The following is a 20,644-nucleotide window of genomic DNA, read 5'->3' on the forward strand; positions in this document are numbered from 1 at the left end:
GCCGTTTTCTTTTTCTATTCCTTTTGCTGATGCTTTACGGCGGTCTTCCCACGCGTTTACGTGCCGCAATGTGTTTACCTTTAGCGAGCTGAATCGTTAAAGCTAAAACCACCCCATCTCACACATTTTCACTCCATAAAACTGACATTTTCATTCTCATCGCGACATTCATCACAGTTAGCGGCGTTAAAAACGGCTTTTTTTGGACAGTTGAAAACGATCACGTTTTCTTTTCATCCAATCAGCCAGGCTGCACGGGCGAAACAAAAATCGATTCAGCTAAAAGGACGAAAAGATGAACAAAACCGTATGGCTTACCCCGCTTGCCCTGCTGATTTGCGCCCAGGCGAGCGCGCAGACTTGGGTGCTGACCGATGCTGAACAGGGCGTCGAGAAAGGAAACTGGCAAATCAGCAGTCAAAAGCTGAAGTTGCAGGGCGCGCCGTTCAGCATTGAGCAAAAAGTGCTGCACGGCGGCAAACAGGAAGGCAGTAAAATCATCACTATCACCAGCAAAGATGGCCTGACTATCGTCTTAAGCCCGACGCGCGGCATGAACCTGCTGCACGCCGACGGGTTTGGCGTGCGTATGGGCTGGGATTCGCCGGTAAAAGAAGTGGTGAACCCGGCGTTCATCAATCTGGAAAGCCGCAACGGCCTCGGCTGGCTGGAAGGCTTCAACGAGATGATGGTGCGCTGCGGCTATGAATGGACCGGCCACCCGACCACCGCTGACGGTCAGCTGTACACGCTGCATGGTAAAGCGGGCAACACGCCTGCCTCACGCGTAGAAGTGGAAGTGAGCGAGAAAGCGCCGTATGAAATCAAAGTGCGCGGGCTGCTCAAAGAGAGCACGTTCAAGAAAGCCGATTTGCAGACGATGACCGAGTTGCGCTACGTGCCGGGCAGTAACAGTTTCAGCCTGAACGACGTGCTGACCAACCACGCGGATTACCCGCACGACTACCAGATTATCTACCACAGCAACTTCGGCCAGCCGATTCTGGAAGAGGGCTCGCGCTTTATCGCTCCGCTGGAAAAAGTGAGCCCATTCAACGATTACGCCAAAGGCGGGATGAACAGCTGGAACACCTACAGCGGGCCGACTAAAGGCTTTGACGAAATGGTCTTTAACCTCACGCCGCTTGGCGACGCCAGCCAGCAGACCGTCGCCGCCGTGGTCAATAAAGCGGGCGATAAGGGCGCGGCGATTAGCTTTAACCTGAAACAGCTGCCGGTGCTGACGATGTGGAAAAACACCGACACGCTGAAACAGGGTTATGTGACCGGCATCGAGCCTGGCACCAGCTACGCGTATCCGGTGACGATTGAGCGCGAGCAGAAACGCGTGAAACAGCTGGCGCCTGGCGAGAGCACGCGCTTTGAGCTGACCTATACGCTGCTGCATAACGCACAGCAGGTGTCCGAGGTAGAAAAACGCGTTGCCGACATTCAGGGGGATAAAAAGACCACCCAGGAAGAGACGCCGATCGCCAAAGAGTAATCGTTGCCTGTAAAAAAGCCTCCGCATGCGGAGGCTTTTTTTATCAGCGGAAACGGCTCAGTGCGTCTGCGCCTGTTCCGCTTTTTTCGACAGCGCATCCAGCAGTTTTTGATGAATGCCGCCGAAGCCGCCGTTGCTCATGACCAGAATGTGGTCGCCCGGCTGCGCGGTTTTAACAATCATCTCTACCAGCGTGTCGATGTCGGCGCTCCAGTGGGCTGGCTGAATACAGGCGTCAGCCACTTCCGCCACCTGCCACGGAATGTGGTGCGGCTGGAACAGGAACACTTCATCAGCGCGACCGAGGGACGGCGCGAGATCGTCTTTGCAGACGCCCATTTTCATGGTGTTGGAGCGCGGCTCAAGCACGGCGATGATGCGCGCGGTGCCGCCCACTTTGCCACGCAGCGCAGCAAGCGTCGCGAGGATAGCCGTCGGGTGATGCGCGAAATCGTCATACACGGTAACGCCGTTGGCCTCGCCGCGCAGTTCAAGGCGGCGGCGCGCGTTCACAAACGAGCCCAGCGCCTGCGCGGCGTCAGCCGGCGTCACACCGACATGGCGTGCCGCAGCGATGGCCGCCAGCCCATTATGCATGTTGTGCTCGCCCACCAGCTGCCACTCCACCTGACCCACGCATTCGCCGTCCAGCCAGACTTCCCATTTCGACGCGTCGTTGGTGAGTTTTTTCGCCTGCCAGCGGCCCTGCTCGCCGAGCTGCTCCTGTTCGCTCCAGCAGCCCATCGCCATCACCTGTTTCAGGTTGACGTCGTTTTCCGGCCAGATGATTTTCCCTTGCCCTGGCACGATGCGCACCAGATGGTGGAACTGCTTCTGTATGGCTTTGAGATCGTCAAAGATATCGGCGTGGTCGAATTCGAGGTTGTTCAGCACCAGCGTGCGCGGCGCGTAGTGAACAAACTTGGAGCGTTTATCAAAGAACGCGCAGTCATATTCGTCCGCTTCGATAACGAAAAACGGGCTTTCGCCCAGGCGTGCGGAGACGTCGAAATTGCCCGGCACGCCACCGATAACGAAGCCAGGCTTATAACCGCAGGCTTCCAGAATCCAGGTCGCCATGCCCGCCGTGGTGGTTTTGCCGTGGGTGCCCGCCACCGCCACGACCCAGCGGTCGCCCAGCACGAAATCATGCAGCCATTGCGGGCCGGACATATAAGGAATGCCCTGCTCCAGCACCGCCTCGACGCACGGGTTGCCGCGGGTCATGGCGTTGCCGATCACCACCAGATCCGGTCGCGGCTCCAGTTGCGAGGCGTCATAGCCCTGAATTAAGTCGATCCCTTGCTTTTCCAGCAGGGTACTCATCGGCGGATAGACGTTGGCGTCCGAGCCTGTCACTTCATGACCCAGCGAGCGCGCCAGCATCGCCACGCCGCCCATAAATGTGCCGCAAATTCCCAGTATATGAATACGCATAGGTACAGTCCTTATAAAAACTGACGCACATTCTACCTGCATGAAGCGGGGCGAATAAATGCATTTCAGGATAATCCGCATTTTGCTGGCGCGATTCACCTGTGCGCTACAATTTGAATCTTTGTTAAGATTGTTGCGATCGCTTTACTCAACTTCAGGATGCAGGGAAAGTGTTATGAAAACGTTAGGTGAATTTATTGTTGAAAAGCAGCACGAATTTTCTCACGCGACCGGGGAACTGACGGCGCTGCTGTCGGCAATAAAGCTTGGCGCGAAGATCATCCACCGCGATATCAATAAGGCCGGTCTGGTCGATATCCTGGGTGCCAGCGGCGTCGAAAACGTGCAGGGCGAGACGCAGCAAAAACTCGATCTGTTCGCCAATGAAAAGCTGAAAGCCGCGCTTAAGGCACGCGATATCGTCGCGGGCATCGCCTCTGAAGAAGAGGACGAAATCGTCGTTTTCGAAGGCTGCGAACACGCGAAGTATGTCGTGCTGATGGACCCGCTGGACGGCTCTTCCAACATTGATGTCAACGTTTCTGTCGGCACCATTTTCTCTATCTATCGCCGCGTGACGCCGGTCGGCACGCCGGTCACGATGGAAGATTTCCTGCAGCCTGGCAGCCAGCAGGTCGCCGCGGGTTACGTGGTTTACGGCTCCTCAACGATGCTGGTCTATACCACCGGTTGCGGCGTACATGCGTTTACCTACGACCCGTCGCTCGGCGTGTTCTGCCTGAGCCAGGAGCGTATGCGCTTCCCGCAGAGCGGCAATACGTACTCCATTAACGAAGGGAACTACATTAAATTCCCGGCGGGCGTGAAGAAGTACATTAAATATTGCCAGGAAGAGGACAAAGCGACGCAGCGCCCGTATACCTCGCGCTATATCGGTTCGCTGGTAGCCGATTTCCACCGTAACCTGCTGAAAGGCGGCATTTACCTTTACCCGAGCACCGCGAGCCACCCGGAAGGCAAGCTGCGCCTGCTGTATGAGTGCAACCCGATGGCGTTCCTGGCCGAGCAGGCGGGCGGTAAAGCGAGCGACGGCAAGCAGCGTATCCTGGACATCAAGCCGGACAGCCTGCACCAGCGCCGTCCGTTCTTCGTCGGCACCGAGCAGATGGTGAATGACGTCGAGCGGTTTATCCGCGAGTTCCCGGACGCGTAAGCGCGCGTTGGACGTTAAAGATAAAGGCAGCCACGGCTGCCTTTCTTATTGGCGGCGAGAGGGGAAAACGGCGGGTGCGCTGCGCTTACCCGCTCCACGCGAAGGTAGATTGTGGATTGTAGGGTGGGTAAGCGCAGCGCACCACTAACCCATACCAACCACTACCCCATACCATCCGCCACGGCGAGCCCACCCGTCAGCCGTAAACCGTTACCCGGCCGTCTGCAACCGGAACGACGCCATCGCCTCCACCAGTTGCTGGGCCTGTTCTTCCAGCGAACGGGTCGCGGCGGAGGATTGCTGCACCAGCGCGGCGTTCTGCTGGGCGGTTTCGTCCATCTGGCTCACCGCGATATTTACCTGTTCAATGCCGCGACTCTGCTCCAGCGACGCATCGGCAATCTCGCGCACCAGCTTCGTCATCCGCAACACTTCTTCGGCGATTTCATCCATCGTCTCCCCGGCCTGCAGGGCCAGCTCGCTGCCCTCGCCCACCTGACTCTGGGAATTACTGATAAGCGTGCGGATCTCTTTCGCCGCCTCGGCGCTGCGGCTGGCGAGCGTGCGCACTTCGCCCGCCACGACCGCAAACCCGCGCCCCTGCTCGCCCGCGCGCGCGGCTTCCACCGCCGCGTTCAGCGCGAGGATATTGGTCTGGAAAGCGATGGCGTCAATCACGCTCAGAATGTCGCCGATACGGTTGGAACTCCCGGAAATATCACGCATCTTTTCAATCACATAACACACCATCTCGCTGCCGCGATCGGCGGTATCGGAAACCGCCTTCGCCAGCTGATGCGCCATTCCGGCGTTGTCGGCGTTTTGCTTCACCGTCGCGGTGATCTGCTCCATGCTCGCCGCCGTCTGCTCAAGCGACGTAGCGGTGGATTCGGTGCGCTGGGCCAGATCGACGTTGCCCGCCGCCAGCTCGCGGCTGCCGGTGTCTATCTGCGCGCTGGCGTCACGCACGCGCATCACCGACTCCGCCAGCGACAGACGCATGGTTTCGATAGCGCTGATAAGACGCCCCAGCTCGTTATTGCTGGTCGCCGTCAGCGCGCGCGTTAAATCGCCCGCCGCCACGTGCTCCAGCTGTTCCACCGACTGTTCAAGCGGGCGTAACAGCAGATGACGCAGCGCCAGCCAGACCAGCGTCATGATGGCGGCCGTCAGCAGCGCAACCAGCCCAATCAGCGCCAGCATCACCTGTTTTTGCGTCAGCACGCTTGCCACTTCCCGGCTACCGCGCGCCTCGCCCCAGCGCTGGAACGCGTGCACGTCGTTATCAAACGCGCGGGTCAGCGGGATGAGACCGTTACCGAGCAGATCGTAATAATCATCCGGGCTCTGCTTATTGAGCGCGGCCATCATCGGCGCGAGCCCCTGACTGTTCAGCGCGTTAAAGCTTTGATTGAGTTTGCTTAACAGCAGCGCGCCCTGTTCGTCATCGACATCGCCGGTCAGCACCGTTTTCAGCAGTTGCTGGCCGCGCACCAGTTCGCCCGCGATGGTTTTAATGGAGGTGGCGGCGTCATCGACCATGCCGATTTCCATCAGGCGCACCGCCTGCCCCGCCTCGTTGCGCGCGCGCAACAGCAGCGTATAACCTTCGTTCAGACGCATCATTTTCTCACCCTGCAACGCATTAATGCGCTGTAAGGAGGCAGAACTTTGCGTCAGAGAATAGATGCCCATGGCGCTTACGAGCAGAAGCAGAAAAGCCATGACTGCCAACAGCGTCAGCAGCCCAGTACGGATAGAGAGATTTCTCAACATATGGGTCCCGGTCATCGCGATAGCGTATTCCATTGAGTAAAAAACTATCGGCAATGACCGGGGAAAGTTTAGACAATTTAGTCAGATCAATATCTTATATATGAAAAGTTAGTGTGGCGTCACACGCGTTACCTCGGCGCTCTGGCGGCTCTCCCAGAGCACCGTCAGCCCGCGTTGCAGCGCGATAAAAATAAACAGCAGCAGGCCGATGGCGATTTTGGTCCACCAGGAGCTTAACGTGCCGTCGAAGTTAATATAGGTCTGAATCAGCCCCTGGATAGCCACCCCAAACAGCGTGCCGAGCACCGTGCCGACGCCGCCGGAGAGCAGCGTGCCGCCAATCACCACTGACGCGATGGCGTCCAGTTCAACCCCCACGCCCGCGAGCGCATAACCCGCCGAGGTGTACACGGAGAAGACGATGCCTGCGAGCGTGGCAAGCCCGGTTGAGAGCATATAGATGCGCACCGTGACGCTGCGGGTTGAGATGCCCATCAGGTTTGCGGACGTGGCGTTGCCGCCGATGGCGTACACCTGGTTGCCAAAGCGGGTGCGGTGCGCGAGAAAAATCCCGATAACCACCACGCCGAGCATCAGCAGTCCCATCGCGCTGAGCCGTCCGCCGCCGGGGATTTTCCAGGCGAGACTTGAGAGCGTGTCGTAAATCGGATGGTTAATCGGAATAGACTCCTCCGAGACCAGATAACTGACGCCGCGCAGAAAGAACATGCCCGCCAGCGTGATGATAAACGCCGGAATTTTAAGCGCGTCGATAAGCCAGCCCATCAGCGCGCCGAACGCGCAACCCATCAGCAGGATCAGCGGAAACGCCACCAGCGGCGACATGCCCCAAAAGCCGATCGCTTTGGCGAGAAACACGCCGGTAAAGGCGATCACCGAGCCGACCGACAGATCGATACCGCCGGAGAGGATCACAAACGTCATGCCGACGGCGATAATGCCGAGAAAGGCGTTATCGGTCAGAATGTTGCAAATCACGCGCGTGGAGGCGAACCCCGGAAACTGCGTCAGGCAGTAGAGGTAGCCGAGTACAAATACCGCAAGCGTAATGGTGAGCGGCAGATTACGTTTTATCATGGCGGCGCACTCCTTTAATCAGACCAATAAACCGCGGCGACTGAACAATCAGCACGCAGAGCACCACGATGGCTTTCACGACCTGGTTCAGCTCCGGCGGGAAGCCCGATAACAAAATCCCGGTATTCATCCCCTGAATAATCAGCGCGCCCACAACGGACAGCGCGAGATTAAAGCGCCCACCCATCAGCGATGCGCCGCCAATCACCACCGCCAGAATGGCGTCGAGCTCCAGCCACAGCCCGGCGTTGTTGGCGTCCGCCCCGCGGATATCCGCCGTGACGATAAGCCCGGCTATAGCCGCACACAGCCCGCTCAGCATATAGGTGAGCATGACGATAAGCCGGGTGCTGACGCCCGCGTTTTTCGCCGCGCGAATGTTAATCCCCACCGCTTCGATAAACATCCCGAGCGCGGTTTTGCGGGTAAAGAGCCAGAACGCCAGCAGCGTCACCAGCGCGATGATGACCGGCGTCGGGAAGAGCAGCAGCGAGCCGCTGCCAAGCCAGGCGAGCGCCGGCGAATCAAAGGTGACGATCTGCCCCGAGGTAATGAGCTGCGCCACGCCGCGTCCGGCGACCATCAGAATAAGTGTCGCCACAAAGGGCTGGATTTTCAGCACCGCGACCAGGATGCCGTTCCAGAGCCCTGCCAGCACGCCGACGCCAAGCGCCGCCAGGATTACCACCGCGAGGCTGTGCCCTTCCACGGTGAGCGTCGCGGCGGTGGCGCCCGCAATCGCCATGACGGCACCGACGGAAAGATCGATGCCGCCGGTGGCTATCACCAGCGTCATCCCGATGGCGAGCAGCGCCACGGGGGCGGCGCGGTTGAGAATATCGACAGGGCTGCCGAAGAGCCGCCCGTCCTGCAGGACTATCTGGAAGAAGTGATCGGCCACCAGGCCGTCAACCAGCAGCACCAGCAGCAGCGCCGCGATTTGCGGCATGCCAGGCGGAAAGCGTAAGCGGCGCTTCGGCGCTCCCGTTTCCGGTAATGAACGAGACATCACGCGTTGCTCCTTATGCCGCAATGGCATTCATAATGGCGCCGACCGAGAGCTCGCCGAGCGGGATCTCAGCCACCTGCTGACGGTCGCGCAGAATAATCACCCGGTCGGCGTAGCCCACCAGTTCCTCGAGTTCCGACGAGATAACCAGCAGCGCCAGTCCATCGGCGCAGAGGGTTTCGATAAGCCGGATAATCTCCGCATGCGCCCCGACGTCGATGCCGCGGGTCGGCTCGTCGAGGATCAGGAACTGGGGTTTTGTCAGCAGCCAGCGCGACAACAACACTTTCTGCTGGTTACCGCCGGAGAGAAACTCGATGGGCTGTTCCGGCCCCGGCGTGCGGATGCCGAGCTGGCGAATAAAGCGCGCGGCTATTTCATCCTGTTCGCGCCGCGGGATCGGGCGCAGCCAGCCGCGCTGGGCCTGGAGCGCCAGAATGATGTTTTCACGCACCGACGCAGCCCCAATGATCCCGTCGGTTTTCCTGTCTTCCGGGCAGAAGCCGATCCCCAGCCGTGAGGCCTGCTGCGGCGAGCGCAGCGCGACCGGTTTGCCTTTGACGCTCGCCGTGCCGCTGTCCGCCGGGTGGATGCCGAAGATAACTTCGGCGGTTTCGGTGCGCCCGGAGCCGAGCAGGCCCGCGAGGCCGACGATTTCGCCGGGGCGGACCTCCAGCGAAAACGGCGCGATGACGCCTTTTTTGCCGTAATCCTGGAACGCGGCGACCGGTTTTTCGCTAAGTAGCGTGCGCCCGGCACGCTGAAGGGCGTTACTCTCAAGCTCACGCCCGAGCATCATTTTCACCAGCTCGATTTGCGGCAGTTCGGCGGTCTCCCGCGTACCGACAAATTTGCCGTTGCGCAGTACCGTGATGCGATCGGTCACTTCATAGACCTGATCGAGAAAATGGGTGACGAACACGAGGCTGACGCCCTGCGCGCGCAGCTGGCGCATCAGGGTAAAGAGCATTTCGACCTCTTTGGCGTCGAGGCTCGCGGTGGGTTCATCGAGGATCAATACGCGCGCCGAGAGATCGATAGCGCGGCAGATTGCGACGATCTGCTGCATCGCGACCGAGAAGCGGTTGAGCGGCTCGCGCACGTCGAGGTGGAAACCGTACGATTCGAGTAGCGCAGTGGCGCGTTGCTCCATCTCTTTGCGGCGCAGCAGGCCGAAGCGGCGCGGCTCGCGGCCGATAAACAGGTTATCCGCCACCGACATGTTAGGCAGCAGGTTGACCTCCTGGTACACGGTGCCGATACCGAGCTGCTGCGCGTGCGCGGTGTTGCGCGGGCGCACCGCCTCGCCGCCGAGATAAATTGTGCCGCCGTCAGGCTGGTAGACGCCGGTGAGCGCTTTAATGAGCGTCGATTTACCGGCGCCGTTTTCCCCCAGCAGCGCCATGATTTCCCCGCGCCGCAGGCTGAAATCGACATGGTCGAGCGCCTTTACGCCAGGAAACGTTTTGCTTAAGCCTTCCGTTCGCAGGATTTCCTGGTGGTTATTGTTATGCATTGTCGGACTCTCCTGTGGCCTCGGGCCGTGTTGCCCGAATAGCGGGTGCGCTTTGCTTCGCCGCTCCAGAACATTGCTACGTGTCGTGGAGCGGGGCGGCGGGTTTCCCCCTTCCCTTCCAGGGAGAGGGCCGGGGTGAGGGGCAATCCCTCACGGCCCCCTCGCCAGAAGCCTGTCACGCGCGGCCTGTCAGTAACCCATCGTTTTCTTCTTCTCTAACATCTCTTTGGCGGTATCCGGCAGATAGAGCACCGATTTGGTGAGGGTCAGCTTCTCTGGCTGCGTGCCGTCTTTCTTGAATTTCTCCAGCGCGTCAAACGCCGGGCCCGCCATATTCGGGGTCAGCTCCACGCTCGCGTTGGCCTCGCCGTCCACCATCGCTTTGAAAATATCCGGTACGCCGTCGATGGAGCCCGTCAGGATATCTTTGCCCGGCTTCAGTCCGGCCTCTTTGATGGCCTGAATGGCGCCAATCGCCATGTCGTCGTTATGGGCATAAACCATGCAGATGTTTTTGCCGTTGTTCTCGGCCTTGATAAAGCTTTCCATGACTTCTTTCCCTTTAGAGCGGGTAAAGTCGCCGGACTGCGAACGGATGATCTTGATATTGGAAGCCTTTGAAATCGCCTCGGCGAAACCTTTTTTACGATCGATAGCCACGCTCGCGCCGACGGTGCCTTGCAATTCGACGACGTTACATGGTTTGCCCGCGACGGTTTTCACCAGCCATTCGCCGATAAGCTTGCCTTCCAGCACGTTGTCAGCGGTGACGGTGGTCATGTAGAGCGACTTGTCTTTCACATCAATGGAGCGGTCCAGCAGCATCACCGGGATCTCGGCGTCTTTCGCCTCTTTCAGCACCGGCTCCCAACCGGTCGCTACCACCGGCGCGATAAAGATCGCGTCCACGCCCTGGGCGATGAACGAGCGTACGGCTTTAATCTGGTTCTCTTGTTTCTGCTGACCATCGGCGACTTTTAGCGTAATGCCGCGCTTTTGCGCCTCGCTTTTCGCAACGCTGGTTTCCGCCGCGCGCCAGCCCGATTCAGAACCAACCTGAGAAAATCCCACGGTTAAAGGGGCAGCGAATGCCATAGACGACATGGCTGCCGAAACTGCTGTGACAACAAGTAAGCGCTTCCACATAAAGGTATCCTCGTAGGGTTATTGTTGGGTAAGGTCCACCTGTGGCGAAACTATAGACAAGCGTGGATGTAACTGAATGCGTTACATCACAATTCAAAAAAGTAACGAAAAAGTTAAAAATCAGGATGCCCGCGATGTCACGCCAGCCGGGATACGACGCGGCAGGCACCAGCACGGCATCGGGCAAAAATTTTTAGCGTAAAAACGCCCGTCAGCGACGCTTTGTAAACGGTTTCAGTAATTTATTGAGGATGCAGCTGGCTTTATGGATTATTTTGTTATGGGAAAACGCTGAAAGCGCCACCAGGCGCGCGGGCGAAAGAAAAGAGTCCACGACTTTCCATTGCAGTTGGCTATAATACCGGGCACTTGTTTGCCATACATTTTTAAGGAAACAGACATGAGCTTACTGAACGTACCTGCGGGCAAAGATCTGCCGGAAGACATCTACGTTATTATCGAAATTCCGGCTAACGCAGACCCGATCAAATACGAAGTGGATAAAGACAGCGGCGCGCTGTTCGTTGACCGTTTCATGTCCACCGCCATGTTCTACCCGTGCAACTACGGCTACATCAACCACACCCTGTCTCTGGATGGCGACCCGGTTGACGTGCTGGTCCCGACGCCGTACCCGCTGCAGCCGGGCTCTGTGATCCGCTGCCGTCCGGTCGGCGTGCTGAAAATGACCGACGAGTCTGGCGAAGACGCCAAACTGGTTGCGGTTCCGCACACCAAACTCTCTAAAGAATACGATCACATCAAAGACGTGAACGATCTGCCGGAACTGCTGAAAGCGCAGATCACCCACTTCTTTGAACACTACAAAGATCTGGAAAAAGGCAAGTGGGTCAAAGTGGAAGGCTGGGAAAACGCCGAAGCCGCTAAAGAAGAGATCCGCGCCTCTTTCGAACGCGCGAAGAAGTAATTCGCCGCGAATGAAAAACACCGCCTCCGGGCGGTGTTTTTATTTGAACGGTTGCACACGGCTTTTTAGCAACGTACGACAGCATCAGCGTCAAAAGCAATCAAACCGCGGATCGTCAGGCCACATAGCTTTTGCCTTAACGCATAACGACTGCGCCAGAGGTTCGCCTTGCGAACGATAGATCATAAGCAAACTTGTGTAGACAGCAGGGTCGTTATGCACGGTTAAATAGTGTTCTGCCCATGCGCGGAAGCGGGTAAGCAACGCGGCATCCCTCGTAATATTAAAGCGAAGCAGTAACGCAACATGACGGTCAAAATCGAGGCGATCATACTGACTGTATGAGTTGGCTAATGATTCAATCACAGCCTGTTCATTATATACAAAAGGTACCAGCCCCTGTTGCTCAATACGGGTTAACTGCACTTCCGTCACCACACCAGAAATCATAAACGCCAGTACGCTGCATGCCAGCAGGCCCACGCCGATACGCAGCGGCTTCTCAAGACGGCCATAAAGAGTAGCGGTCTTTCTCGCCGCCGGGCCGGTTATGGTCAGTAGCATCACCAGCGTCATGCCATGCGTCACCGATTGATAAAGGGGATATTCCAGGTTCATATGTAACGCCAGCGGTAGCATCACAGCAAGGCCTGGCCAGCGACAACCACCTTTTCCCCACAGCCGTCTGAGAATGCCGATAATCATTAGCGCAATACCTGCTACAGCGACCAGCCCACCTTCCATCCAGGTATAGAGAAACTCATTGTGCGGATACTCGATCGTGGCGCTGCCCATACCCAGTGGCACCTGCTGCACCATTTGCCCAAACAGTGTTTCAAAACTGCCGTAGCCGTTGCCGATGAGTGGATGATTCAGAAGCAGTTGCCATGTCAGTGTGATCAAATACCAGCGCTGAACATTAGAGCTCTCCTTTTGCACCAGCTCAGGTATGAAGCCAGAGATCAGCAGCGGCCCGACGTACAACGTGAGCACACCCACGCCAGCGCCCATCATGAGTAGCAGTACCGCATATCCAGTACGACGTCGGTTTTTGCCTGCCGCCAGCAACAGAACCAGAGCGCCTGAAACCGCTCCGAGTCCTCCCGCGCGGCTTTGTAATAACACCAGCATGACCGGAATCACCACCAGCGCGGTGGCGGATATATATGCAGGTAATCGCTCACGGGCGCCCAGAAATAGCCACAAGGCACAGATCATTCCGGTTGCCAGAAACGAGGCCAGCACGTTGACCTGCTGGAAGCTACCATAGGGGCGGCCCCCGGTCAGATGCGCAATATCGCTGAGTTGAACTACCCCAAAACCGACCTGGAGCAGCGCGGATATCACCATAATCAACAGCCACCCACGACGCATCAGGTGGCAGCGGGTCGATTTCAGCATCAGCAACCAGATACCGACCAGCCCCCAAAATGCCAGTACTTTGGGCAGCGCATTCCACTGCCAGGCGACACGAGGAGACCAGAACAACGGCAGTGACCACAGCGCAGTACCCGCAAGTATTAGGTATGTGCCAGGTGGCCAGGCCACTTTCCATTGAGGGGAAAATAGTGCGCAACACAGCGCAATCAGCGCCAACACGCACCAGGCGAGAAGGTTTTGTGGCAGGGCTAACCCGGCGTGACCGTGGTTGGGTAGCATCCAGAGCAACCCACCGCAAAGCCAGAGTAGAATGAACAGAGTGACAAGCTTATTCGCGGACCGTTTTTTTAAATAGCGTAGCAACATAACGATAGATGACAACATTCAGGACGGGAAATATCCCGTCCTGTTAATGTATATAAAGGGAGTGATTACTGCTGAGTCATTACTAATACCGCACTCGCTGTAAAAGCACCGGTAGGAATATCTTTTAATGCCACAGTAGCATCACGCACGGCCTGGAAACCTAACGTCAGGGTATTCGAGCCCTCTAAAAAATTCACCGCTGTAACGTCCGTAGGTGCAAGCAGTTTATTATTGTAAAATATCGCTGCCCCAACGCCATTGGCTGAGCTTTTTACCGCCTGACCGCTACCAATAGAAACCGGCGTATAGTTCAGTTGCATTTTGGCCGTCAGGGCTCCACCAGTACAGACGACTGAAATCGTTTTACTGATGGCTGAACCTGAGTCAGGTACCGTAGGGATTTCATCGCGGTTTAACGTTCCAAGAGAGACGCTTAACGCATTACTGTTATTGATAGTACAGGATGTATCTGGGACTGGCGGCGTTGGCGAAGGTGACGGGAGACGACCTCCGCAATTACCATAACCCGCCGTTGATACAACAGGAACCCCCTTACTACTATCACCATCCTTTATCATAGCAATGCATAATGAATACCAGGCGTCTGTGCGTAACCATTTCGCCGAACTTATGGAAAAGACAATATCAGTCGCTCCTAAATTCGTTGTTGAATCAATATATACAGAGTTACTATAAAGAGAACGAAAGCTATGAGTTACGCCATCCATAACATATAAGGAATAGTATCCACTAGGCACGTAGCCGGACATATTATAGCTACAGTTGCCTGGTATCAATAATGGCCCCTTAGGTCCGTCAACTTGCTCCTGCCCTTCAGTAATACATGCCGCAGGTTTTTGATCATAATCATAATCCAGTTGCGGTATGCCACGAACCTGGGCCCATGAAACCTGAATACTAATTGAAAAAAGAACAGCCATCAAAAATATTTTAATGATTGGCTTTAGCATATACCTGAAATACATAGACACCTCAAAAAAACTTTTCAAGCGTCATATAAAACCGCATGAAATTGAAAATAAAGATAACATCCATAATGGCAATAAATATAACCGCGGCAATAAAGTTTTATATTTTCTATAAACGATCACTGCTGCTATGAGCGATATTATGGATACGCCAACTCAAACGTCGCCGTCGCCGAAAAATCTCCAGGCGTAATAGTTTTCTGGGCGATTGCTACTGGCTCGCCCTGCACATAGGCCTGCAACGTAATTTGGTTGTTGCCGGTGGCTATCGCATATTCCGGCGTAGGCTGATTAAACGGCAGCGCCGTGCCCTCCGGCGTTTCCATACCAATTGCGATTCCCGTCGCAGTCCCCGTGACTGCCAACAACCCCGGTAGCGCGCTGTTTTCGGTGCCTTTAAAGGTCATCGTCACTTTGTTTCCAAGGCTGATATCGCAGTCCGTCAGGTTCACCACAAACGGCACCCCCTGGGTGCGGGCGTTCTGATACAGGTATTTTTCCACTACAGAACTAAAATCTACGGTGATATCACTGGTCTGCGGGTCCAGATTGCAGGGTTCACTGACCAGAGAGCCACTGAAATGCAGGTTGTTATCCAGTGCCCGAGCCTCGTTAACGTTAATAGCAGCAAGCAGCGCCAAACTGAGCGCGCAAAGGGGCACACCTGCACAAAATGATCTCTTCATGTCGTCCTCACTGGTACTGCGCGATCAGCGTTGCGGTGGCGTTAAAAGGCTGTTCGGTTAACGTCTTTAACGGGTCTTTTACCGGCACTGCGGTCAGGGTCAGCGAAGGCAATGCCCCAAGCGTGGTACTGAACGGTTTGTTGAGCTTCATCGTCTGACCGTTAGCCTGAATTTGCAACCCAAGGCCATCTGCTGAGGTGGTTAACGCCGCATCGTCATAGCTTTCTGCGGTGCCTTTAATGGTAAGATCCAGCGGAGAATCATCCGGCGCGCCGTGGCAGTCAACACTGTAAGGTATGATCTGGCTATTAGCCTTACCGTCGACACCATTTACACTGATATTGCCAAAAGTGACATCAATCACTTTGTCATTCGACACCGTACAGGGGGTAGAAATAATAAATTTCCCCTGAAAAGTAATATTCATCGTGTCGCCTGTCTGCTCGGCTCTTCCCGTCGATACTATTGCGAGTAACATCAGCCCCAGGGCGGAAAGCGCTACTGCTTTTTTGCTTTTCATATCCTGTAACCTTAGTTAAAAGCCATCACTAGCGTCGCGGCTGCGGTGAACGTATCACCACTGACCACATTGCTGCTGTTCGTTGTGCTGGTCTGGACTAGTTGGGCCTCCAGCGATGGCGGACTGTCCTGATTTACGGTGAACCAACTTCCCGTACTTTGCGCAACGCCGTTGACCAGCAGTTCAACGCCGACTATCCCTTTATCGGTATCCAAAACCTGAACGCCGTTATAGATTTTTTCGCCGCCACCGGTATTGCTGAGCTTCATCTGGAGCAACCCGGCACTGTCACCGCTACATGTAAAGTCGCTGACGATGGGCTTGCGGTAAGTGCCATCCAGAATCACAGTGTCATTTGCGCTTCCCTGCAGCCGAACTTCACCAAAATCCACAGTCAGGGTGCCACCCTGGTTAAATTTGCAAGAGCCGTTTGCCATGATCGTGCCGTCAATCGCAATATTCATTGAATATTGCGAGCCAGTATTAGCCTGGGCCGCAGGATTCAGACCCACTAATAGCACCGAGGTCATCAGGTAAAGCGCCTGTATGTTGAGTTTTGCTACCATCTTCTTCGCCCGCTCCTATTGGTAGATCAGGCTAAAGTTAATTACCGCATGGTACGGCCCGGCGATGAACGGAGCCGCAGTGCGTTCCGGTATCAGCGTAAAAACCATCTCGTCCTGGCCGGGATTAAGCAACAAGGTATCGCTGACGCGCGATAATTTTACCGTCTGTCCTCGACTGTCTTTTAACCGCAAACCAATACCCGATGCGCCAGTTACACTAATCAGCTCAGGATTACTGTTATCAGCGCGGGCAATAAAGCGCGCCTGGTAACCGGGCTGTTGTGCACTTCTTGTGTGCGTCAACGGCGTAATGTTGGTGCTTCGCGTCATAATTTCCGGGCAGTCATGCAAATAAAGCTTAACGGTGACCGGCTTCGCCATTCTGCCAATGATATTGACGTCTGCTCGCGCCGTATCGCCGAGATCGACATCCTGCCAGGCGGAATCCATATCCAGACGACACGTATTTTCGCGCAGTACACCATAAGCGTAAATTTCGCCGCCATTGACTATCGACTCATCTGCAACCGCAGGCGGCAGAATTGATAAAGCTGCGCAGAACGTCAATATTGTGGTTATCCTTTTCATACCGGTTCCTTAACGTTGTTGCTTAACGTTTCTCTTTCAGCAACTTCGCTGTGCAAGTCGCCCCGTTGCAGCTGAATTGAATATGAGGGCGACCGCCGTAATCATTCACATATGACAGTACTGGACTCGTGCCAAATGCAGATGCTGATGCTTCAATCGCCGCGCTGGATTTCGGACCCACCATGAGCGGTTCAAAGTTTACCGGTTTCCCTTTTACACCTGCCGTGCCTTCAACAATGGTCATGAAATAGGGCGTCGGATTATTCACCAAATATTTATCCCCCTGGCGCGTCAGGGTGATTTTTTCCGCCCAGTCGCCTTCCGCTGCCTGGGTTTTATCAAGCGCAATGGCAGCAGGTCGGTAAAACAATTTGATACGCGTCTGCAATGCAATTTGCAGTGTGTTCGGTTTATTGCTGCGCGGCGGAATTTCGCGCAGGTTAAAATAGAACAAGGTTTCACGGTCCTGCGGCAAAGAGGCTGTTGCAGCAGAAGCCTGCACTTTCACCTGACTTTTCGCCCCCGCCTCAACGCGTTGCACTGGCGGCAAGACATTCAGCGGCGCAGTAATTTTGTTGCCCTGCGCATCTTCAATCCACGCCTGCGCAAGATAAGGCAAATGTTTGTTTTCGTTGCTGATGGTCAGGCTGATAGATTTCTCATCGCCGTTATAGACCACGCGGGTGCGATCAAGCGCGATTGCCGCAAATGCCTGTTGGGAAGCTATTATGCTGGTAAGCGTTAGCGCGGCAGCGAAAACCGTTTTATTCATCGTTAACATGTTCAAAGACCTGGTTTAGTTAATCAATTCTCACCGTGCCTTAACGGCACGGCAGTAGCAGATTTCCGTTCTCGCTCGTTCCTTGCAGATTTTCCGGCACCGTGACCGCGCATTGCGTTTCACCGTTCCAGCTAACCTGTAATTTGTGGCCCGGCTTAAGGCCGCTCAGGTACGCCTGGCCATCGTCGTTGACGATGCCCACCTCCTGGTTTTCCTCGTTACGCACGCTGGCACCAAATGGCGGGAAGGTACCGTCTGCCAGACGAAGTATGGCCATCGCCTTAAGCCCGGAAATAACGTTAAATTTACGATACCCAATCGCCCCTTCGGTCAGCGTCGCCTGCACGACAGAGGCAGACGCCTCGGCATTCTCCGGCAGTCGGTTGATATCAATACTCAGGCTGTTTTTGCTGTAATTACTGACATCTGTCACCACGGCTTTACCAAAATGGTTGGTCGTGGTTGCACCGGCATAGCCTTGTACTGGAATGTCCGCCGCATCGCCGGTATCCAGCAGAACGCGTGTACCCCCCATCACATTGGAGCGATGTAACGCCGCGCCTTTGGCTGTTGCCGTCATGCCACCACGCAGCGACAGACCTGCCGAGCTGTACTGGCTGTGCTGATAGTCAACATTCCCGCTCACTTCTGCCAAATTGCCCAGATGATCGTAATAGCCGCTCAGATTTCCGCCGTCATTGCTGCCGCCAGCGGCAAGGCGATAGTTGTCACCATTGTCGAGACGGTTGTAGTAGCTCAGGTTATGGCTATTGGCATCAGCGCTGTATGACGAGTTGAGCCCAAGCGTGCCGGAATCGCCCATCGGTACAGAAAGCGACATATACATTCCATCGTCTTTCTCACCATTAAATTTGTTACGGTACGCCGTCAGTGACGCGCTAATGTTTTTCCATTTACCGATGTCAAAATACCGGGACAGCGACAGGCTGTAGCGATCTTCAGCCGGATTATTCCAGTAGGTCTGATGCGAATAGTTCAGGTACGCGCTCAGCCCCAGACTTTCAAACTGCTGGTTGAAGGTGACGGTATACATCTCCTTACTTTGCATAAAATCGCCGTTATCTGCGCTGTGATTCAGATAATCGTTAAAGCTCATAAAGTCTTTTTCAGAGAATCGATAGCCTGCGAACGTCACCTGGCTTCCGGTTTCATCGAACCGTTTCGAATAACTCACGCGGTAAGACTGGCCATGACGATCGTCGCCATTATTTAGCGTCGCGCTGGAACGAGTGATGTCGAATGCCAGCGCGCCCAGCGCCATAAGGTCACGACCTACACCCAACGCCGTTGCGAGATAATTACGGCTCGCCACCAGACCACCATAGAGAGACCAGCCGTTACTGATCCCCCAGGAAAATTCACCAGAACCAAAACCGTTGCCTTCGCTTTTGTGATCGTACGTGCTTGGTCGACCGGCATACATTTTGTAACGCACGCTACCCGGGCGCGTCAGGTAAGGGATCGAAGCGGTATTCACCTTATATTCCTGCACCGAACCATCCTGTTCCTGAATGCGTACATCCAGTGCGCCAGATACTGAGTTATTCAAATCCTGAATCGCAAACGGCCCCGCCGCGACCTGTGTTTCATAAACCACGCGGCCCTGCTGCGAAATCGTCACTTTGGCGTTAGTTTTCGCAACACCCGTGACCTGCGGCGCATAACCACGCAGGTTTGGTGGCAGCATATTATCGTCCGACACCAGGCTTGCCCCGGTGAAGCGCACGCTGTCGAACATGTCGGAATTCATGTAGTCTTCGCCGACAGTCAGCTTCGCGCCCATTTTTGGCAGCGCGCGATACATCTGAAAGCGGCTCCATGTCCACTTTTTCTGGCCACCGCTATTCTCATCATGATTATCATAATTGGCTTGCCAGTCCGCGCGCGCGCGCCATGGACCCGCGTTAAAACCGACCGTACCATTACCGGAAACCGAATTATCGTCACCGCCATGACGTCCTTCGTTATGACGTGCTTGTGCGTTGACGTTGTAATCCGCCAGCACACCCGGTATACCGTCATCCCACATGGACGGCGGCACCCAGTCGTCTGACGTATATTCCAGGTATGCCTGCGGCACGTTTAACGTGAGCGTGTTGCTGCCGAGATCCGGCGTGACTTCCACACCGTTCAACGCCGTCACGTCTATACACTCGCCGTTATGCCAGCTTTTAAACTGCGGCAAAAATTTTTCTTTAAAACCGAATTTTTTTACCTGCTCCGGCGTAAAACAAACTATCGACTGGCTTTTATCATTTTCGGCAGCAAACACATTGACCGATTGTTCTTCCAGTTCGTTTTGATTTATTTTTATTTTAAAATCGTAAGTGCCCGGCATAATATAGCCGCGCTTTGAGAAGCGACTCAGATCGATATTTTGCTTATCTTTTACGTCTAATACATCAGTATTAAACTGGATATCATCCGCCGCCATCGCGGGAGTCCGTAAACACGCGCAGATGCATAAAGCCAATGCTGATGGCATCACCAGTTTCGACATGGTGGCTTGTTTGTTATGTAGTCTGGCCATATCCCTTTTGCCTGTTTACGGGCAATCTCTTTCATCGAAAAATTATTTGGAAAAAGCAATATTCAAAAATAATCAATGCGGTATTTGATTACTGAAGAATAACCACCAGGACGCAAATCCTCATGATTAGCTTTCAAACGTAACGTGTAATCCAGTCGAATATCGTCCGTGGATATTTCTGTATAAGATTGGGGTTTGCCCGGGTATATCTGTTCGCCATTTTTACTGGCAATCTCAAGCGCTACGCCTTGTGCTTCACCGGTAACTGCAAATAACCCTTCATCATTTGCTCCATCGAACGTGACTTGTAAAAAATGCCACGGCGCACTGTCAGGATCACCATTATCAAAGGTGCAATTAACCAGATGTATGGAAAAGGGTTTTGTTATTCCTTCTCCGGTACGTTTCATAATACCTACCGTATCGTCAGGCATTTTGATGGACTGATAACGACTTTCCATCGCGATATCGCAGGCTTTTGAAACAATCGCGCCTTGCATACTGACCCGCCCTGTCAATCCGAGATCAAATTCTGATGCAGGGTTGGCATTCTGCAGTGATGCCCGCACGGCTCCGCTCGCTAACACCATTGTTAGCGCTATCGCACAATGCGTAAGTCTTGTCATGAG

Annotated in this window: 19 protein-coding genes; 4 read left to right on the forward strand and 15 right to left on the reverse strand. The window is 55.0% G+C overall.

What is annotated here, in order from left to right:
• Positions 1 to 295 precede the first annotated feature (295 nt).
• A complete protein-coding gene (locus tag AFK67_RS17745; protein WP_007722749.1) occupies positions 296 to 1,504 on the forward strand; it encodes an aldose 1-epimerase family protein in 1,209 nt (402 codons plus the stop codon).
• A gap of 57 nt (positions 1,505 to 1,561) precedes the next feature.
• On the opposite strand, the gene mpl is transcribed toward AFK67_RS17745, so the two are convergent.
• A complete protein-coding gene (mpl, locus tag AFK67_RS17750) occupies positions 1,562 to 2,941 on the reverse strand; it encodes a UDP-N-acetylmuramate:L-alanyl-gamma-D-glutamyl-meso-diaminopimelate ligase (RefSeq protein ID WP_007722746.1) in 1,380 nt (459 codons plus the stop codon).
• Between the two features lie 175 nt (positions 2,942 to 3,116).
• Between mpl and fbp the strand changes: the two genes are divergently transcribed.
• A complete protein-coding gene (gene fbp, locus AFK67_RS17755) occupies positions 3,117 to 4,115 on the forward strand; it encodes a class 1 fructose-bisphosphatase (protein ID WP_007722744.1) in 999 nt (332 codons plus the stop codon).
• A gap of 210 nt (positions 4,116 to 4,325) precedes the next feature.
• Here fbp and AFK67_RS17760 read toward each other — a convergent pair whose 3' ends face one another.
• The 5 genes from AFK67_RS17760 to ytfQ form a co-directional block, all read right to left on the reverse strand.
• Positions 4,326 to 5,891: a methyl-accepting chemotaxis protein gene (locus AFK67_RS17760; RefSeq protein WP_038884596.1), complete on the reverse strand. Its 1,566-nt coding sequence runs from the start codon at positions 5,889 to 5,891 to the stop codon at positions 4,326 to 4,328.
• A gap of 108 nt (positions 5,892 to 5,999) precedes the next feature.
• On the reverse strand, positions 6,000 to 6,989 hold the full coding sequence (gene yjfF / locus AFK67_RS17765) for a galactofuranose ABC transporter, permease protein YjfF (RefSeq protein WP_007722734.1): 990 nt from the start codon (positions 6,987 to 6,989) through the stop codon (positions 6,000 to 6,002).
• On the reverse strand, positions 6,976 to 8,001 hold the full coding sequence (ytfT, locus tag AFK67_RS17770; protein WP_085958832.1) for a galactofuranose ABC transporter, ATP-binding protein YtfT: 1,026 nt from the start codon (positions 7,999 to 8,001) through the stop codon (positions 6,976 to 6,978). The genes yjfF and ytfT overlap by 14 nt, the downstream gene beginning before the upstream one ends.
• Positions 8,002 to 8,011: 10 nt before the next feature.
• Positions 8,012 to 9,514, reverse strand: a complete 1,503-nt coding sequence (gene ytfR / locus AFK67_RS17775) for a galactofuranose ABC transporter, ATP-binding protein YtfR (protein WP_007722719.1) — start codon at positions 9,512 to 9,514, stop codon at positions 8,012 to 8,014.
• Between the two features lie 189 nt (positions 9,515 to 9,703).
• Positions 9,704 to 10,660, reverse strand: coding sequence for a galactofuranose ABC transporter, galactofuranose-binding protein YtfQ (ytfQ, locus tag AFK67_RS17780; protein WP_007722716.1), 957 nt, complete (start codon positions 10,658 to 10,660; stop codon positions 9,704 to 9,706).
• 76 nt (positions 10,661 to 10,736) lie between these two features.
• Here ytfQ and AFK67_RS23545 point away from each other — a divergent pair, with 76 nt between their 5' ends.
• Together AFK67_RS23545 and ppa are read left to right on the forward strand one after the other, a co-directional pair.
• Positions 10,737 to 10,862, forward strand: coding sequence for a hypothetical protein (locus AFK67_RS23545; RefSeq protein WP_007722713.1), 126 nt, complete (start codon positions 10,737 to 10,739; stop codon positions 10,860 to 10,862).
• Between the two features lie 198 nt (positions 10,863 to 11,060).
• Positions 11,061 to 11,588: an inorganic diphosphatase gene (ppa, locus tag AFK67_RS17785; RefSeq protein WP_007722707.1), complete on the forward strand. Its 528-nt coding sequence runs from the start codon at positions 11,061 to 11,063 to the stop codon at positions 11,586 to 11,588.
• 90 nt (positions 11,589 to 11,678) lie between these two features.
• On the opposite strand, the gene AFK67_RS17790 is transcribed toward ppa, so the two are convergent.
• The 9 genes from AFK67_RS17790 to AFK67_RS17825 all read right to left on the reverse strand — a co-directional run bounded on the left by AFK67_RS17790 (position 11,679) and on the right by AFK67_RS17825 (position 20,641).
• Positions 11,679 to 13,352 (reverse strand): PglL family O-oligosaccharyltransferase, encoded by a 1,674-nt coding sequence (locus AFK67_RS17790; protein ID WP_235508997.1) that lies wholly within the window; start codon positions 13,350 to 13,352, stop codon positions 11,679 to 11,681.
• A gap of 47 nt (positions 13,353 to 13,399) precedes the next feature.
• Complete coding sequence (locus tag AFK67_RS22270) at positions 13,400 to 14,320, reverse strand: fimbrial protein (protein ID WP_071602775.1); 921 nt, start codon at positions 14,318 to 14,320, stop codon at positions 13,400 to 13,402.
• Between the two features lie 143 nt (positions 14,321 to 14,463).
• A complete protein-coding gene (locus AFK67_RS17795; protein WP_235047943.1) occupies positions 14,464 to 15,009 on the reverse strand; it encodes a fimbrial protein in 546 nt (181 codons plus the stop codon).
• A 7-nt stretch (positions 15,010 to 15,016) separates the two neighbouring features.
• Entirely contained in the window at positions 15,017 to 15,529 is a 513-nt protein-coding gene (locus AFK67_RS17800; RefSeq protein WP_007722694.1) for a fimbrial protein, read from the reverse strand.
• An 11-nt stretch (positions 15,530 to 15,540) separates the two neighbouring features.
• Positions 15,541 to 16,095, reverse strand: a complete 555-nt coding sequence (locus AFK67_RS17805) for a fimbrial protein (protein WP_007678707.1) — start codon at positions 16,093 to 16,095, stop codon at positions 15,541 to 15,543.
• A gap of 15 nt (positions 16,096 to 16,110) precedes the next feature.
• The gene (locus AFK67_RS17810; RefSeq protein WP_007678711.1) at positions 16,111 to 16,683 is read right to left on the reverse strand and encodes a fimbrial protein; all 573 of its coding nucleotides are present in this window, start codon (positions 16,681 to 16,683) and stop codon (positions 16,111 to 16,113) included.
• 22 nt (positions 16,684 to 16,705) lie between these two features.
• Positions 16,706 to 17,464, reverse strand: a complete 759-nt coding sequence (locus AFK67_RS17815) for a fimbria/pilus periplasmic chaperone (RefSeq protein WP_007722691.1) — start codon at positions 17,462 to 17,464, stop codon at positions 16,706 to 16,708.
• 40 nt (positions 17,465 to 17,504) lie between these two features.
• Positions 17,505 to 20,015, reverse strand: coding sequence for an outer membrane usher protein (locus AFK67_RS17820; protein WP_148563374.1), 2,511 nt, complete (start codon positions 20,013 to 20,015; stop codon positions 17,505 to 17,507).
• Positions 20,016 to 20,077: 62 nt separating this feature from the next.
• The gene (locus tag AFK67_RS17825; protein ID WP_235047944.1) at positions 20,078 to 20,641 is read right to left on the reverse strand and encodes a fimbrial protein; all 564 of its coding nucleotides are present in this window, start codon (positions 20,639 to 20,641) and stop codon (positions 20,078 to 20,080) included.
• Between the last annotated feature and the right edge of the window lie 3 nt (positions 20,642 to 20,644).

Source organism: Cronobacter dublinensis subsp. dublinensis LMG 23823, from assembly GCF_001277235.1.
GTDB classification, from domain to species: Bacteria; Pseudomonadota; Gammaproteobacteria; order Enterobacterales; family Enterobacteriaceae; genus Cronobacter; species Cronobacter dublinensis.